General features: G+C 72.0%; 12 protein-coding genes. All 12 read right to left on the reverse strand.

The genetic code is table 11. The features are described from left to right. Positions 1–54: 54 nt before the first annotated feature. The 12 genes from ACFV9T_RS01540 to hrcA all read right to left on the reverse strand — a co-directional run bounded on the left by ACFV9T_RS01540 (position 55) and on the right by hrcA (position 13,627). The gene (locus ACFV9T_RS01540) at positions 55–3,021 is read right to left on the reverse strand and encodes a beta strand repeat-containing protein (protein WP_385436058.1); all 2,967 of its coding nucleotides are present in this window, start codon (positions 3,019–3,021) and stop codon (positions 55–57) included. Between the two features lie 341 nt (positions 3,022–3,362). Further along, positions 3,363–4,670, reverse strand: coding sequence for a hemolysin family protein (locus ACFV9T_RS01545; RefSeq protein ID WP_385436059.1), 1,308 nt, complete (start codon positions 4,668–4,670; stop codon positions 3,363–3,365). After that, complete coding sequence (ybeY, locus tag ACFV9T_RS01550; RefSeq protein ID WP_385436060.1) at positions 4,667–5,164, reverse strand: rRNA maturation RNase YbeY; 498 nt, start codon at positions 5,162–5,164, stop codon at positions 4,667–4,669. Before ybeY ends, ACFV9T_RS01545 begins: the two co-directional genes overlap by 4 nt. A gap of 38 nt (positions 5,165–5,202) precedes the next feature. Continuing rightward, on the reverse strand, positions 5,203–6,207 hold the full coding sequence (locus ACFV9T_RS01555; RefSeq protein WP_385436061.1) for a PhoH family protein: 1,005 nt from the start codon (positions 6,205–6,207) through the stop codon (positions 5,203–5,205). A gap of 108 nt (positions 6,208–6,315) precedes the next feature. Then, positions 6,316–7,428, reverse strand: coding sequence for a PfkB family carbohydrate kinase (locus ACFV9T_RS01560; RefSeq protein ID WP_385436062.1), 1,113 nt, complete (start codon positions 7,426–7,428; stop codon positions 6,316–6,318). 95 nt (positions 7,429–7,523) lie between these two features. Continuing rightward, on the reverse strand, positions 7,524–8,444 hold the full coding sequence (locus ACFV9T_RS01565) for a ribonuclease Z (RefSeq protein ID WP_385436063.1): 921 nt from the start codon (positions 8,442–8,444) through the stop codon (positions 7,524–7,526). Between the two features lie 5 nt (positions 8,445–8,449). Then, positions 8,450–8,809 carry a histidine triad nucleotide-binding protein gene (locus tag ACFV9T_RS01570; RefSeq protein ID WP_385436128.1) on the reverse strand — a complete coding sequence of 120 codons (360 nt, stop codon included), beginning with the start codon at positions 8,807–8,809 and terminating at the stop codon, positions 8,450–8,452. 135 nt (positions 8,810–8,944) lie between these two features. After that, complete coding sequence (locus tag ACFV9T_RS01575; protein ID WP_385436064.1) at positions 8,945–9,469, reverse strand: hypothetical protein; 525 nt, start codon at positions 9,467–9,469, stop codon at positions 8,945–8,947. Positions 9,470–9,528: 59 nt separating this feature from the next. Beyond that, positions 9,529–10,272 (reverse strand): 16S rRNA (uracil(1498)-N(3))-methyltransferase, encoded by a 744-nt coding sequence (locus tag ACFV9T_RS01580; protein WP_385436065.1) that lies wholly within the window; start codon positions 10,270–10,272, stop codon positions 9,529–9,531. Then, positions 10,269–11,357, reverse strand: a complete 1,089-nt coding sequence (locus tag ACFV9T_RS01585) for a nitronate monooxygenase (protein WP_385436066.1) — start codon at positions 11,355–11,357, stop codon at positions 10,269–10,271. The genes ACFV9T_RS01580 and ACFV9T_RS01585 overlap by 4 nt, the downstream gene beginning before the upstream one ends. Positions 11,358–11,479: 122 nt before the next feature. Further along, the gene (dnaJ, locus tag ACFV9T_RS01590) at positions 11,480–12,613 is read right to left on the reverse strand and encodes a molecular chaperone DnaJ (protein WP_385436067.1); all 1,134 of its coding nucleotides are present in this window, start codon (positions 12,611–12,613) and stop codon (positions 11,480–11,482) included. Next, positions 12,614–13,627 carry a heat-inducible transcriptional repressor HrcA gene (gene hrcA, locus ACFV9T_RS01595; RefSeq protein WP_385436068.1) on the reverse strand — a complete coding sequence of 338 codons (1,014 nt, stop codon included), beginning with the start codon at positions 13,625–13,627 and terminating at the stop codon, positions 12,614–12,616. It abuts the gene before it with no gap. Between the last annotated feature and the right edge of the window lie 156 nt (positions 13,628–13,783).

The following is a 13,783-nucleotide window of genomic DNA, read 5'->3' on the forward strand; positions in this document are numbered from 1 at the left end:
GGGCCCGCGCCGGGCCGCAGTGGCAACGGCCCGGCGCGGGCGGTACGGAAGCCGCTACGGGAGCAGCGGCAGCGGCTGGAACGTCAGCGTGGCCGACGCCGTGGCCGGGCTGAGGCCCGGGGCACCCGCGAAGGTGGCGGTGTAGGTGGCGGCGGTCAGTACGGCGGCCGGGACGGTGACGTTGGTCAGCGTCGCCGTGCCGGACGCGTTGGTGACCGCGGCGCCCAGGGCGATCGGGCCCACCGCCGAGTTGGCCGTGAAGACGATCGTCTGGCCGGGGACGGGGTTGTTGGACTGGTCCTTGAGGGTGGCGCTGAGGGTCGGGATGATGAGCTGGCCGTTGAGTCGCAGCCGGATGACGGCCGGGGTGGCGGTCATCGTGGTGCTCGCCGAGCCGGACACGGTCTGGGTGAGCGACGCGGTCGACGAGGCGTAGCAGGTGTCGCCGCTGTAGGTGGCGGTGACGGTGTGGGATCCGGCGGTGAGCGCGTTGGTGCTCACGGTGGCCTGTCCGGCCCCGTTGAGCGTTCCGGTGAGGGTCGGACCGCCGCTGATCACGAACGTGACCGTGCCGGTCGGAGTGCCGGTCGCGGGGGCCACCGGGGCCACGGTGGCGGTGAAGGTCACCGTCTGGCCGGGGGCGGAGGGGTTGGGGGCGGAGGTGAGTGTGGTGGTGGTGCTGGCCGTGTTCACCGTGGCGGTGGCGGTGCCCGTCGATCCCGCGACGCCCGTGCTGCCCCCGTAGGTGGCCGTGACGGTGTGCGAGCCCACGCCCAGCGCGCTGGTGGTGACGCAGGCCTGACCGCTGGCGTTGAGCGTTCCGGTCAGGGTCGGGCCGCCGCTGATCACGAACGTGACCGTGCCGGTCGGGGTGCAGGTGCCCGGGGCCGTGGCCGTCACCTGGGCGCAGATCGTCACCGGCTGGCCGCATACGGCCGGGGTCGGCGAGACCGTCACCGTCGTGGTGGAGCTGGCCTGGTTGACGGTGACCGAGCCGCTGCCCGTGGAGGGCGCGACGCCGCCGCCTCCCCCGAAGGTCGCCGTCACGGTGTGGGTGCCGGTCGGGATGGCGGTGGTGGAGACACAGGCCTGACCGGTGGCGTCCACCGTGGCCGTGAGCGTCGGGCCGCCGCCGGAGACCGTGAAGGTCACCGTGCCGGTCGGAACGCAGGTGCCGGGCGGCACCGTGGTCACCTGGGCGCACAGCAGGACGGTCTCGCCGCAGACCGACGGGTCGGGCGTGGCGCTGACCGTGGTGGTGGACGAGGCCGGGTTCACCGTGATCGAGGTCGTGCCCGTCGAGCCCCCGACGCCGGAGTCGCCCGCGTAGGTGCCGGTGATCGTGGACGTGCCGACCGGTACCGCCGTGGTGGTCACGCACGCCTGGCCGGTGGCGTCCAGTGTCGCCGTGAGCGTCGGACCACCCGAGATCACGAACGTCACGTCACCGGTCGGGACGCAGGTGCTGGGCGGGTCCACCGTCACCTGGGCGCAGATGGTGACCGTCTCACCGCAGACGGACGGGCTCGGCGTCGCCGCTACGGTCAGCGTGGACGTGCCCTGGTTGACCGTGACCGTCCCGGTGCCGGTGGAGCCCGCGACGCCGGTGTCACCGGAGTAGGTGGCGGTCACGACGTGGGTGCCGACGGGGAGGGCGGTGGTGCTCACGCACGCCTGACCGGTGGCGTCCACCGTGGCCGTGAGCGTCGGGCCGCCCGTGACCACGAAGGTCACCGTGCCGGTCGGGGCACAGGTGCCGGGCGGCACGGTCGTCACCTGTGCGCACAGCAGGACCGCCTCGCCGCAGGCGCCGGGGTCCGGGGAGGTGACGGTGGTGGTCGAGGCCGCCTGGTTCACCGTCACGCTCGCGGTGGCCGCGGAGCCCGCGACCCCGGCGTTGCCCGCGTAGGTGGCGGTCACGGTCTGGCTGCCCACGGGGATGGCGGTGGTGGTCACGCACGCCTGGCCGGTGGCGTCGAGGGTCGCCGTCAGCGTCGGACCGCCGGTGATCACGAACGTCACGTCACCGGTGGCCACGCAGGTGCTGGGCGCTCCCACCGACACCTGGGCGCAGATGGTCACCGCCTCACCGCAGACGGACGGGCTCGGCGTCACCGACAGGGAGACCGCGGACGTGGCCTGGTTGACGGTGACCGTCGTGGTGCCCGAGGAGCCCGCGACGCCGGTGTCACCGGAGTAGGTGGCGGTCACCGTGCTGGTGCCGCCGGGCAGTTCGTCGCTGGTCACACAGGCCTGGCCGGTCGCGTCGAGGGGCGCGGTGAGCGTCGGGCCTCCGGTGACGGTGAAGGTCACCGTCCCGGTGGGCGTACAGGTCCCCGGCGCGTCCACGGTCACCGTCGCGCACAGCGTCACCGACTGGCCGCACACGGACGGGTCGGGGTCGGCGGTGACGACGGTGGTCGAGGACGCCTGGGCGACCGTGAGCGGGACCAGGGGCGAGTTGGACGCGGAGAACTCGGTGTCCCCGCCGTAGAAGGCCGCCACCAGATGGACCCCCACATCCAGGTCGGCCACCGTGACGGACGCCTGGCCGGTGGCGTCGAGGGCCACGGTGAGGGCCGGTCCGTCGGCGCTGATGATGAACGTCACCGTGCCGGTCGGGATCCCCGCGGCGGGCGGGACGGCCGCCACGGACGCCGTCAGGGTCACCGCTTCGCCGCACACCGCCGGGTTGGGCGAGACGGTCAGGGAGGTGGTCGTCGCCCCCTGGTTGACCTGCTGGATGCTGGTGCCCGTCGAGGGGTCCAGGTTGGCGTCGCCGCTGTAGGTGGCCGTCACCGTGTGGGAGCCCACCGCCAGGGTGCTGTCGGTGAAGACGGCCTGCCCGCTGGCGTCGACCGCGACGGTCACCGGCGCACCGGCGTCCAGGGTGAAGGTGACCGTACCGGTCGGGGTGAACGCGCCCGGCGGAACGGAGGCGACGGTCGCGGTATAGGTGACGGTCTGACCGGGGACGGAGGGGTTCGGGGTGGAGGTGACCGTGGTGGTCGAGGAAGCCATGGGAGCGGCCCCTTCCCGGGGTGCGGTATGGGGAGGGGTGGACCGCCCGGGTCTCCGCGCGGAGTGCCGCGGAGACCCTGTTCGCCCTGCGTGGGGGTGCCCATACGGCCGACCTGCCTACGTCAGAACGACAGGCCGACTGTCCCCCGCCAGGGGTATGGGCGGCCCACCGGTCGGTATCTGCAAGTAAGCCGTTGCCTACGCCAGATGGGCCAGACCGCAGAGGGTGAATGCATCCGTATGGCGCAGCGCGACCCCGCGCGTCCGTGCGCCTCCCCGCGCGGGCGTGATACGGGGCGCCCCCGCGCCCCCCATCACTTCCCACTCGTCCCGCCGGGGCCTTACGACTCGGCCGCCGCCGTCTCCCGTACCGGCTCCACCAGCACCGTCACGATGCGGTTGCGCCGCCCCGCCGGGGATTCGGCGGTCAGCCGCAGCGCCTTCAGGGCCGGGTCGGTACCGCCCTCGGGGACGTCGACCTCGGCCGTGGCGCCCGCGATCGGCACCCGGCCCAGCGACTTGGCGAGCAGCCCGCCCACCGTCTCGACGTCCTCGTCCTCCAGGGCCGTGCCGTACAGCTCGCCAAGGTCGCCGAGGCCGAGCCGGGCGGTGACCCGGTGGGTGCCGTCGCCGAGGTCCTCGACGGGCGGCAGTTCGCGGTCGTACTCGTCGGTGATCTCGCCGACGATCTCCTCAAGGATGTCCTCGATGGTGACGATCCCGGCCGTGCCGCCGTACTCGTCGATGACCACGGCGACGTGGTTGCGCTCCTGCTGCATCTCGCGCAGCAGGTCGCCCGCGTTCTTGGTGTCGGGGACGAACGCGGCGGGCCGCATCGCGGTGGAGACCAGCTCGGACTCGGACTCGCGGTTGATGTGCGTCTTGCGGACCAGGTCCTTGAGGTAGACGATCCCGACGATGTCGTCCTCGTTCTCGCCGGTGACCGGGATCCTGGAGAAGCCGGAGCGCAGCGCGAGGGTGAGGGCCTGCCGGATGGTCTTGAAGCGCTCGATGGCCACCAGATCCGTGCGCGGCACCATCACCTCGCGCACCAGGGTGTCGCCCAGTTCGAAGACGGAGTGCACCATGCGCCGCTCGTCGTCCTCGATCAACGACTCCTGCTCGGCGAGGTCGACCAGCGCGCGCAGCTCGGCCTCGGAGGCGAACGGGCCCTTCCGGAAGCCCTTTCCGGGGGTGAGCGCGTTACCGAGGAGGATCAGCAGCGGCGGGATCGGGCCCATGATCCGGGCGAGCGGGAGCAGCACATAGGCGGCGACCGTCGCGGTGTTGAGCGGATGCTGGGCGCCGATGGTGCGCGGCGAGACGCCGACGGCCACGTACGACACGAGGACCATCACGCCGATCGCGACGGTCAGCGCCTTCCAGGTCTCCGGGAACGCGTGCAGAGCGCCGTACGTGACGACGGCGCCCGCCGCCACCTCGCACGCGACGCGCACCAGCAGCGCCACGTTGAGATAGCGGGTGGGGTCCTCGGCGACCAGCATCAGCTTGGCGCTGCCCCGCCGCCCGTTCCGCACCGCTTCCTCGGCGCGGAACCGGGTGGTGCGGGCGAGGCCCGCCTCGGCGCAGGCCGCCAGCCAGGCGACCACCACCAGGAGGACGGCCGCCGTGAGGAGCTGCCCGTTCATCGCGTGGTGGGGGCCGGGGAGGGCCCGGTCAGTCCGTACTCGGCCCGCCAGCCGTCGATGATCGCCGCCTGGAGGCCGAACATCTCGGCGCGCTCGTCCGCCTCCTCGTGGTCGTAGCCGAGGAGGTGGAGGACGCCGTGGACGGTGAGCAGCTGCAGCTCCTCGTCCATGGAGTGCCCGGTCGGCGCCTCCTCGCCCTGCTTCTTGGCCACGTCGGGGCAGAGCACGATGTCGCCGAGGAGGCCCTGCGGGGGCTCCTCGTCGTCCTTGACGGGCGGCCGCAGCTCGTCCATCGGGAAGGACATGACATCGGTCGGCCCCGGCAGGTCCATCCACTGGATGTGGAGCTGCTCCATGGCGTCGGCGTCGACGACGATCAGCGACAGCTCGGAGAGCGGGTGGATACGCATCCGGGCGAGCGCGTAGCGGGCGACGTCCAGGATCGCTCGCTCGTCGATGTCCGTGCCGGATTCGTTGTTGACGTCGATCGCCATGGGGTGGTTCGTCTTTTCTCGGGTCTGTTCGGGGACGGTCACTTGCCGTTGCGCTCGTCGTACTGCTCGTACGCGTCGACGATACGGCCGACGAGCTTGTGCCGGACGACGTCCTTACTGGTGAGCATGGAGAAGTGGACGTCGTCCACGCCGTCCAGGATCTCCCGCACCTGGCGCAGACCGCTCTTGGTCCCGCCCGGGAGGTCGACCTGGGTGATGTCACCCGTGATCACGATCTTGGATTCGAAGCCGAGCCGGGTGAGGAACATCTTCATCTGCTCGGGGTTCGTGTTCTGCGCCTCGTCGAGGATGATGAACGCGTCGTTCAGCGTCCGGCCGCGCATGTACGCCAGGGGGGCGACCTCGATCGTGCCCGCGGCCATCAGGCGCGGGATGGAGTCGGGGTCGAGCATGTCGTGCAGCGCGTCGTACAGGGGCCGCAGATACGGGTCGATCTTCTCGTAGAGCGTGCCGGGCAGGAAGCCGAGCCGCTCCCCCGCCTCGACCGCGGGCCGGGTCAGGATGATCCGGTTGACCTGCTTGGACTGCAGGGCCTGGACCGCCTTGGCCATCGCGAGATAGGTCTTGCCGGTACCGGCCGGGCCGATGCCGAAGACGACGGTGTGCTTGTCTATCGCGTCGACATAGCGCTTCTGGTTGAGCGTCTTGGGGCGGATGGTGCGGCCGCGGTTGGACAGGATGTTCTGAGTGAGCACCTCGGCGGGCGTCTCGGCCGCCTCGCCCTCGCCGTTCTCCGCTGCGCGCAGCATGGAGATGGAGCGCTCCACCGCGTCCTCCGTCATCGGTTGACCGGTGCGGAGCACCAGCATCATCTCATCGAACAGACGCTGGACCAGGGCTACTTCCTCAGGGTCCCCGGTCGCGCTGACTTCATTGCCCCGGACATGGATATCGGTCTTCGGGAACGCCTTTTCGATCACGCGGAGCAGTGAATCCCCGGACCCCAGGACCATGACCATCGGGTGCTTGGTCGGGACCGTGAACTGTGCGTGCGCCTGCGGTGCTGTGGTTGGTTGCGTCATGGGCTCGGCTCTGCGGCCTGCTCCTACCTCCTGCGACAAGGGTTCTCGCTCCTCGACAACCTTGAGATACCAGGGTACGACGGGGCACCGACAACACCCGAGCGCTTTTCACGCCCGGCGGAAACCGATGGTGGGAACGGCCCGGCGCAGCAGCCCTGGGCGGGCGGCGGTCGGCAGCAGCCGGTCGAGGAAGGCGTACCGGCGCAGCGCGCTCGGCGACTGGTCGTCGTACGAGCGGGCGTGCTGCCACCAGGCGCCGATCTCGCACCAGCCGGGAGCGGACAGCGAGCCGCCGAACTCCTGGACCGACAGCGCGGCGGTCAGCCCGGCGAACGCGAGCCGGTCGGCGAGCGGCCAGTCGGCGAGCGTGCCGGTGACGAAGCCCGCGACGAACACGTCGCCCGCGCCGGTCGGATCCAGGGCCTCCACGGCGATCGCGGGCACCTCGGCGGTCTCACCGGTGCGGCCGTCCACCGCGTACGCCCCCTCCGAACCCAGGGTGACCACGGCGAGCGGCACCAGGTCGGCGAGCGCGCGGGCGGCGGCCCGCGGGCATTCGGTGCGGGTGTAGCTCATCGCCTCGGCCGCGTTGGGCAGAAACGCCTCGCAGTGCTCCAGGTCGGCGAGGTCCGCCGGGTCCCAGCGGCCGGTGTCGTCCCAGCCGACGTCCGCGAAGATCCGGCTGCCGCGCCGGGCGGCCTCGGCGACCCACTCCTCCCGGCGGCCGGGGACCAGGGAGGCGATGGCGGCCCGGGCCGGGGGCGGGCTGCTGGGCGCGGCCTCCTCGGGCGGCGGCGCCTCGTGGCCGTGGCTGACCATCGTGCGCTCGCCCTCGTACGCCATGGAGACGGTCACCGGGGAGTGCCAGCCGGGAATGGTGCGGGAGAGCGCCAGATCGATGCCCTCGCCGCGCTCCAGCGCGTCCCGGCAGTAGTCGCCGTAGTGGTCGTCGCCGAAGGCGGCGGCGAGCGAGGTGCGCAGCCCCAGCCGGGCCAGCGCGGTGGCCATGTTGGCGACGCCGCCGGGGCTGGAACCCATGCCGCGGGCCCAGGACTCGGTGCCGCGGACGGGCGCGGAGTCCAGGCCGGTGAAGATGATGTCGAGGAAGACGGTGCCGGTGAGATAGACGTCACAGCCGGTGTCGCCGGGGCCCCGGACGGCCGCGAGCGGATCGAGCAGGGGGCAGCTCGCCGAGGACTGGTCACCGTCGTGTGTCGTCACCGTGTGCTCCCAGGTCGGGCCGTTCTGTTCTGTCGCTGCGGGCGGGGCGGATGCGGCCAGTGTGCCCGATCGCGGCGGAGCGCGACCGGAGAGCGCTAGCGGCGCTTCGGTACGGCGACGCTCATCAGGTCCTTGGCGACGGTCAGCTCCCCGTCGAAGCCCGCCGCCCGCGCCTGGCGCTCGAACTCGGCCGGGTCGCCGTACCGCTGCGAGAAGTGCGTCAGCACCAGGTGGCGTACGCCCGCCCCGGCCGCGATCCGGGCCGCCTGCCCGGCCGTCAGATGGCCGTGCTCGGTGGCGAGGGGCTCGTCCTCGTCCAGGAAGGTCGACTCGATCACCAGCAGATCGCAGCCCTCCGCCAGCGCGTGCGCGCCCTCGCACAGCCGGGTGTCCATGATGAAGGCGAACCGCTGGCCGCGCCGGACCTCGCTGACCTCCTCCAGCGTGACCGTGCGCCCGTCCCGCTCGATGGCGCCCTCGCGCTGGAGACGGCCGATCTCGGGCCCGCGCACCCCGTGGGCCGCGAGCCGCTCCGGCAGCATCCGGCGGCCGTCCGGCTCGACGAGGCGGTAGCCGTACGACTCGACCGGGTGCGAGAGCCGGGCCGCTTCCAGGGTGTACGCGGGGTTACGGGCGATCACCCCGCCGTCTCCGCCGACCGGCTGCTCGGCCAGCTGGACCGTCTCGCGGTAGGCCGTGGCGTACCGCAGCCGGTCGAAGAAGCGCTGTCCGCTCGCCGGGTAGTGCGCGGTCACCGGGTGCGGGACCCGGTCGAGGTTGATCCGCTGGATGACGCCGGACAGCCCCAGCGAGTGGTCCCCGTGGAAGTGGGTGATACAGATCCGGTTGATGTCATGGGCGGCGACCCCGGCCCGCAGCATCTGCCGCTGCGTGCCCTCGCCGGGGTCGAACAGCACGCCCTCGCCGTCCCAGCGCAGCAGATAGCCGTTGTGGTTGCGGTGCCGGGTGGGCACCTGGCTGGCGGTGCCGAGGACGACCACTTCACGTGCGGACAACGGGACTACCCGGGGGGCCAGTTGAGGCCGCGGCCGCCGAGGACGTGGGCGTGCGCGTGGAAGACGGTCTGCCCGGCCCCGGAGCCCGTGTTGAACACCACCCGGTAGCCCGTGTCGTCGATCTTCTCGTGGGCGGCGACCGCACCCGTCTCGACCAGCACGTCGGCGGCGATCCGCGGCTCGGCGGCCGCCAGGGACACGGCGTCCGGGTAGTGCGCCTTGGGGATCACCAGGACGTGCGTCGGTGCCTGGGGGTTGATGTCGCGGAAGGCGACGGTGGTGTCCGTCTCACGGACGACGGTCGCCGGGACCTCCCCCGAGACAATCTTGCAGAACAGGCAGTCGGCCTGCGGTTCTCCCGCCACCGGTGGCTCCTTACGGATCGTCGGCTGGATCATCAGCGCTTCTGGATCATCAAGGCTTCCGCACGGGATGCTACCGGGCCTCCCGCGGGGCGGTGCGCTCGAACCAGATGGTGATCAAGGAACGTCCACGGGAGCCTATTTCCCGGGCGCGGTGGTCCTCTGCTCCCAGGGGTGGGTGCGGGTCGGCGTGGGGCTCACCGTGCCGTCGCGGCCGTCGGTGTCGCTGCCGCCGTCGCACTCGCCGATCACATGGGCCTGGAAGACCCGCTGACCCTGCACCGTGCCGGTCAGATCGCCGCGCACACAGTGGTTCTCGCGCACATAGGTGACCTTGCCTCTGATCCCGATGGTTTTGTCGTCCTCGGTCCTGCCCCGGCAGTCCACCGAGGCGTCCGTGGTGCCCGAATCACCGGCGCTCGATGCCGAGGCCCCGGCCGTGGGGCCGCGCTTCAGATCCGCGTTACAGGTCAGCCAGCGCACCCCGATGCCGCCCCGCTCCAGGGCGGAGGTGCCGACCTTGTCCGTGGTGATCGAGACGGCGACCGCGGTGACCGCGCCGTCCCTCGGCTCACAGCCCGTCACCGCGATGGCCGCGACGACCGTGGCCACGGCGGCCAGCAGCGGCCATCCGCGCCGTACATGATGGCTTAATACCCCCATAGAGGACAGGTTCCCATCACCCACGGCGAACCGGAAGACCTTCGTCGGCCACCCGGGCGTCAGGCCCAGCGGCCGGTGCGCCCCAACAGCAGTGCGGCGGCGGCCGTTCCGGCCGTGGAGGTGCGCAGCACGCTCGGGCCCAGCCGGTACGGACCCGCACCCGCTTCGGCGAAGGCCGCCAACTCCTCCGGCGAGACGCCCCCTTCGGGGCCCACGACGAGCACGATATGCCCCTCGTGGGGCAGTTGGGCCGTCGCCAGGGGCTCGCTGCCCTCCTCGTGGAGCACGGCCGCGAGGTCGGCTTCGGCGAGAAGTCGAGCAACCTCCTTGGTCGTCATCGCGTCCGCGACCTCCGGGAAGGTCAGACGGCGGGACTGCTTGCCCGCCTCGCGCGCGGTCGACCGCCACTTGCCGAGCGCCTTCTGCCCGCGCTCGCCCTTCCACTGGGTGATGCAGCGGGCGGCCGCCCACGGGACGATCGCGTCGACGCCCGTCTCGGTCATGGTCTCCACGGCCACCTCGCCGCGGTCGCCCTTGGGCAGCGCCTGCACGACGGTGATCCGCGGGCTCGGCGCCGCCTCCCGGCGTACGCCGTCGACCTCGACCAGTAGCCGGTCCTTGCCCTCGACGGCCGCCACGGTGCCCGATACGCCCGTACCGGCGCCGTCCGTGAGGACGACGGCCTCGCCGACCCGCAGCCGCTTCACCGACACCGCGTGGCGCCCCTCGGGGCCCTCCAGCGCGATACGGGCCCCTGTGGCCGCTCCCGCGAGGTCGTCGGCCACGAACACCGGGGCGCTCACGACACCACGCCTCGCGGGGCCTGGAGCCCGTAGCCGGACCGCGCCGCGTCCAGTTCGACCACCAGGGTCTCCACCAGCCGCGCTGCGGGCAGTTCGCGCGCCAGCCGGTGCCCCTGCCCGGCCCACAGCGCCATGCCCTGCGGGTCGCCCTCCTTGGCCGCCGCCTTGCGCAGCCCGGAGGTGAGGTGGTGCAGCTGGGGGTAGGCGGCCGGGGCGTACGGGCCGTGGTCGCGGATGAACCGGTTGACCAGCCCGCGTGCCGGGCGACCGGAGAACGCCCGGGTCAGCTCGGTCCGGCCGAAGAGCGGATCGGTCATGGCCGACTTGTGCAGGGCGTTCGCGCCCGACTCGGGGCAGACCAGGAACGCGGTGCCCAGCTGTCCCGCCGACGCGCCCGCGGCCAGCACCGCGGCGATCTGCGAGCCGCGCATCAGCCCGCCCGCCGCGATGATCGGGACCTGCACGGTCTCGCGCACCAGCGCGACCAGCGACAGCAGCCCGAGCACGGCGCCGGGGGCGTCGTCCGCCGGGTCGTTACGGAAGCCGCCCTGGTGGCCACCGGCCTCCACGCCCTGGACACAGACGGCGTCGGCACCCGCCCACTGGGCGGTCTCCGCCTCGACCGGCGAGGTCACGGTGACGATGGTCCGGGTGCCCACCCGGGCGAACGCGTCCAGCACGGCGCGGGTGGGGCAGCCGAAGGTGAACGAGACCACCGGAACGGGGTCGTTCAGCAGGATCGCCAGCTTGGCGTCGTACGCGTCGTCCGAGCTGGCCTCGGGGTCTCCGAGGGCGGTCTGGTAGCGGGACGACTCACCCGCCAGGCGGTCGGCGTAGACCGCCACGGAGGTCGGGTCGCCGGGCGGCTGCGGCATGAACAGGTTGACGCCGAAGGGGCGGCCGGTCAGCCCGCGCAGCTGCTTGATCTCCTCGTACATCGCCTCCGGCGTCTTGTAACCGGCGGCGAGGAAACCGAGGCCCCCGGCCTCGATGACAGCGGCGGCGAGCTGCGGGCAGGAGGCCCCGCCCGCCATCGGAGCCTGCACGATCGGGTACCGAGCGAGATCGGTCAGCGCGGAGGACATGGCCACATCGTGCCATGCCCTCCGCGACGATCCGTCACCGGATCAGCGTCCGTTGGCTGCATCCCCCGGGGGCGCTGCGGACAATGGCGGCTCCGCCGCGGGCCGGACCCCCGGCCGGGCGCCTACCGTCCGTTGAACGCGTCCTTCAAGCGCGAGAACAGCCCCTGCTGCCCCGGCTTGAATTCCCCTGTCGGCCGCTCCTCGCCGCGCAGCTTGGACAGCCGCCGCAGCAGCTCCTCCTGCTCCGGGTCGAGCTTGGTCGGGGTCGTCACCTCGACGTGCACGATCAGGTCGCCCCGGCCGCCGCCGCGCAGATGGGTGATGCCGCGCTGGTGCAGCGGAACCGACTGGCCGGACTGGGTGCCGGGCCGGATGTCGATCTCCTCCAGGCCGTCCAGCGTCTCCAGTGGCACCTTCGTGCCGAGACACGCCGCCGTCATCGGGATCGTCACCGTGCAGTGCATATCGTCACCGCGCCGCTGGAAGACGGGGTGCGGGACCTCGTGGATCTCCACGTACAGGTCGCCCGCCGGGCCACCGCCCGGGCCGACCTCGCCCTCGCCCGCGAGCTGGATGCGGGTGCCGTTGTCCACACCGGCCGGGATCTTCACGGTCAGCGTGCGCCGCGAGCGGATCCGCCCGTCGCCCGCGCACTCCGGGCACGGGGTCGGCACCACGGTGCCGAAGCCCTGGCACTGCGGGCACGGCCGCGAGGTCATGACCTGGCCGAGGAAGGACCGCGTCACCTGCGATACCTCACCGCGGCCGCGGCACATGTCACACGTCTGCGCCGAGGTACCCGGCGCCGCGCCCTCACCGCTGCAGGTCGTGCACACCACGGCGGTGTCGACCTGGATGTCCTTGGTGGTGCCGAACGCGGCCTCGCTCAGCTCCACGTCGAGGCGGATCATGGCGTCCTGGCCGCGCCGGGTGCGGGACCGCGGGCCGCGCTGCGAGGCGGTGCCGAAGAACGCGTCCATGATGTCGGAGAAGTTGCCGAAGCCCGCGCCGAACCCACCGGCGCCACCGCCCGCGGCCGAACCCGACGGGTCCCCGCCCAGGTCGTAGACCTGCTTCTTCTGCGGGTCCGACAACACCTCGTAAGCGGCGTTGATCTCCTTGAACCGCTCCTGGGTCTTCGGATCCGGATTGACGTCCGGGTGCAGCTCGCGTGCGAGCCGGCGGAATGCCTTCTTGATCTCGTCCTGCGAGGCATCGCGCTGCACGCCCAGGACTGCGTAGTAGTCCGTCGCCACTTACGACTCCGCCAGGATCTGTCCGACGTAACGTGCCACTGCGCGTACCGCTCCCATCGTTCCGGGGTAGTCCATGCGGGTCGGTCCGACCACGCCGAGTTTGGCGACGGCTTCGTCGCCCGAACCGTAGCCGACCGCGACGACCGAGGTGGAATTCAGCCCCTCGTGAGCATTCTCATGCCCAATACGCACGGTCATACCCGAGTCTTGCTCGCCGAGCAGCTTGAGGAGGACGACCTGCTCCTCAAGTGCCTCCAGCACGGGCCGGATCGTCAGGGGGAAATCATGCACGAAGCGCGTGAGGTTCGCGGTGCCGCCGATCATCAGCCGCTCTTCGGTCTCCTCGACAAGCGTTTCGAGCAATGTCGCCAGCACGGTCGAGACCGTCCCCCGGTCCTCCTGCTCGAAGGACTCCGGAAGATCCTGCACCAATTGCGGCACATCCGCGAACCGCCGCCCCACGACCCGGCTGTTGAGCCGGGCCCGCAGATCCGCCAGCGAGTCGTCGCTGATCGGAGCCGGGCAGTCCACCACGCGCTGCTCGACCCGCCCGGTGTCGGTGATCAGCACCAGCATCACCCGGGCCGCGGCCAGCGGCAGCAGCTCCACATGCCGCACCGTCGAACGGGTCAGCGACGGATACTGCACCACCGCGACCTGCCGGGTCAGCTGCGCCAGCAGCCGGACGGTGCGCCCCACCACGTCGTCGAGGTCGACGGCGCTGTCCAGGAAGCTCTGGATGGCCCGCCGCTCCGGCGCGGACAGCGGCTTCACCCCGGCCAGCCGGTCCACGAAGAGCCGGTAGCCCTTGTCCGTGGGGATGCGCCCGGCGCTGGTGTGCGGCTGGGCGATGAAGCCCTCGTCCTCCAGCGCGGCCATGTCGTTGCGCACCGTGGCCGGGGAGACCCCCAGCCGGTGCCGCTCGGTGAGCGCCTTGGAGCCGACCGGCTCCTCGGTGCCCACATAGTCCTGGACAATGGCACGCAGCACTTCGAGTCTGCGTTCGCTGAGCACCCCGCGCACCTCCAGTCCAGCCGTGTCATCAGGTCGTCCCTCTGGCACTCAACGGTCACGAGTGCCAGAACCCCTCAGCCAGTGTACGGCGGGGTGCGGTGGGCACGGCAAGAGCCGCCCCCCGCCGGCGCCCCGGCCACCCGTCACGCTATCGCT

This window comes from Streptomyces sp. NPDC059850 (assembly GCF_042731515.1).
GTDB lineage: Bacteria > Actinomycetota > Actinomycetes > Streptomycetales > Streptomycetaceae > Streptomyces.

Coding starts and splice junctions, on each gene's coding strand:
- ACFV9T_RS01540 (WP_385436058.1), bottom strand. CDS start 3,021: ATGGCTTCCTCGACCACCACGGTCACCTCCACCCCGAACCCCTCCGTC.
- ACFV9T_RS01545 (WP_385436059.1), bottom strand. CDS start 4,670: ATGAACGGGCAGCTCCTCACGGCGGCCGTCCTCCTGGTGGTGGTCGCC.
- ACFV9T_RS01585 (WP_385436066.1), bottom strand. CDS start 11,357: ATGTCCTCCGCGCTGACCGATCTCGCTCGGTACCCGATCGTGCAGGCT.
- ybeY (WP_385436060.1), bottom strand. CDS start 5,164: ATGGCGATCGACGTCAACAACGAATCCGGCACGGACATCGACGAGCGA.
- ACFV9T_RS01575 (WP_385436064.1), bottom strand. CDS start 9,469: ATGGGGGTATTAAGCCATCATGTACGGCGCGGATGGCCGCTGCTGGCC.
- ACFV9T_RS01555 (WP_385436061.1), bottom strand. CDS start 6,207: ATGACGCAACCAACCACAGCACCGCAGGCGCACGCACAGTTCACGGTC.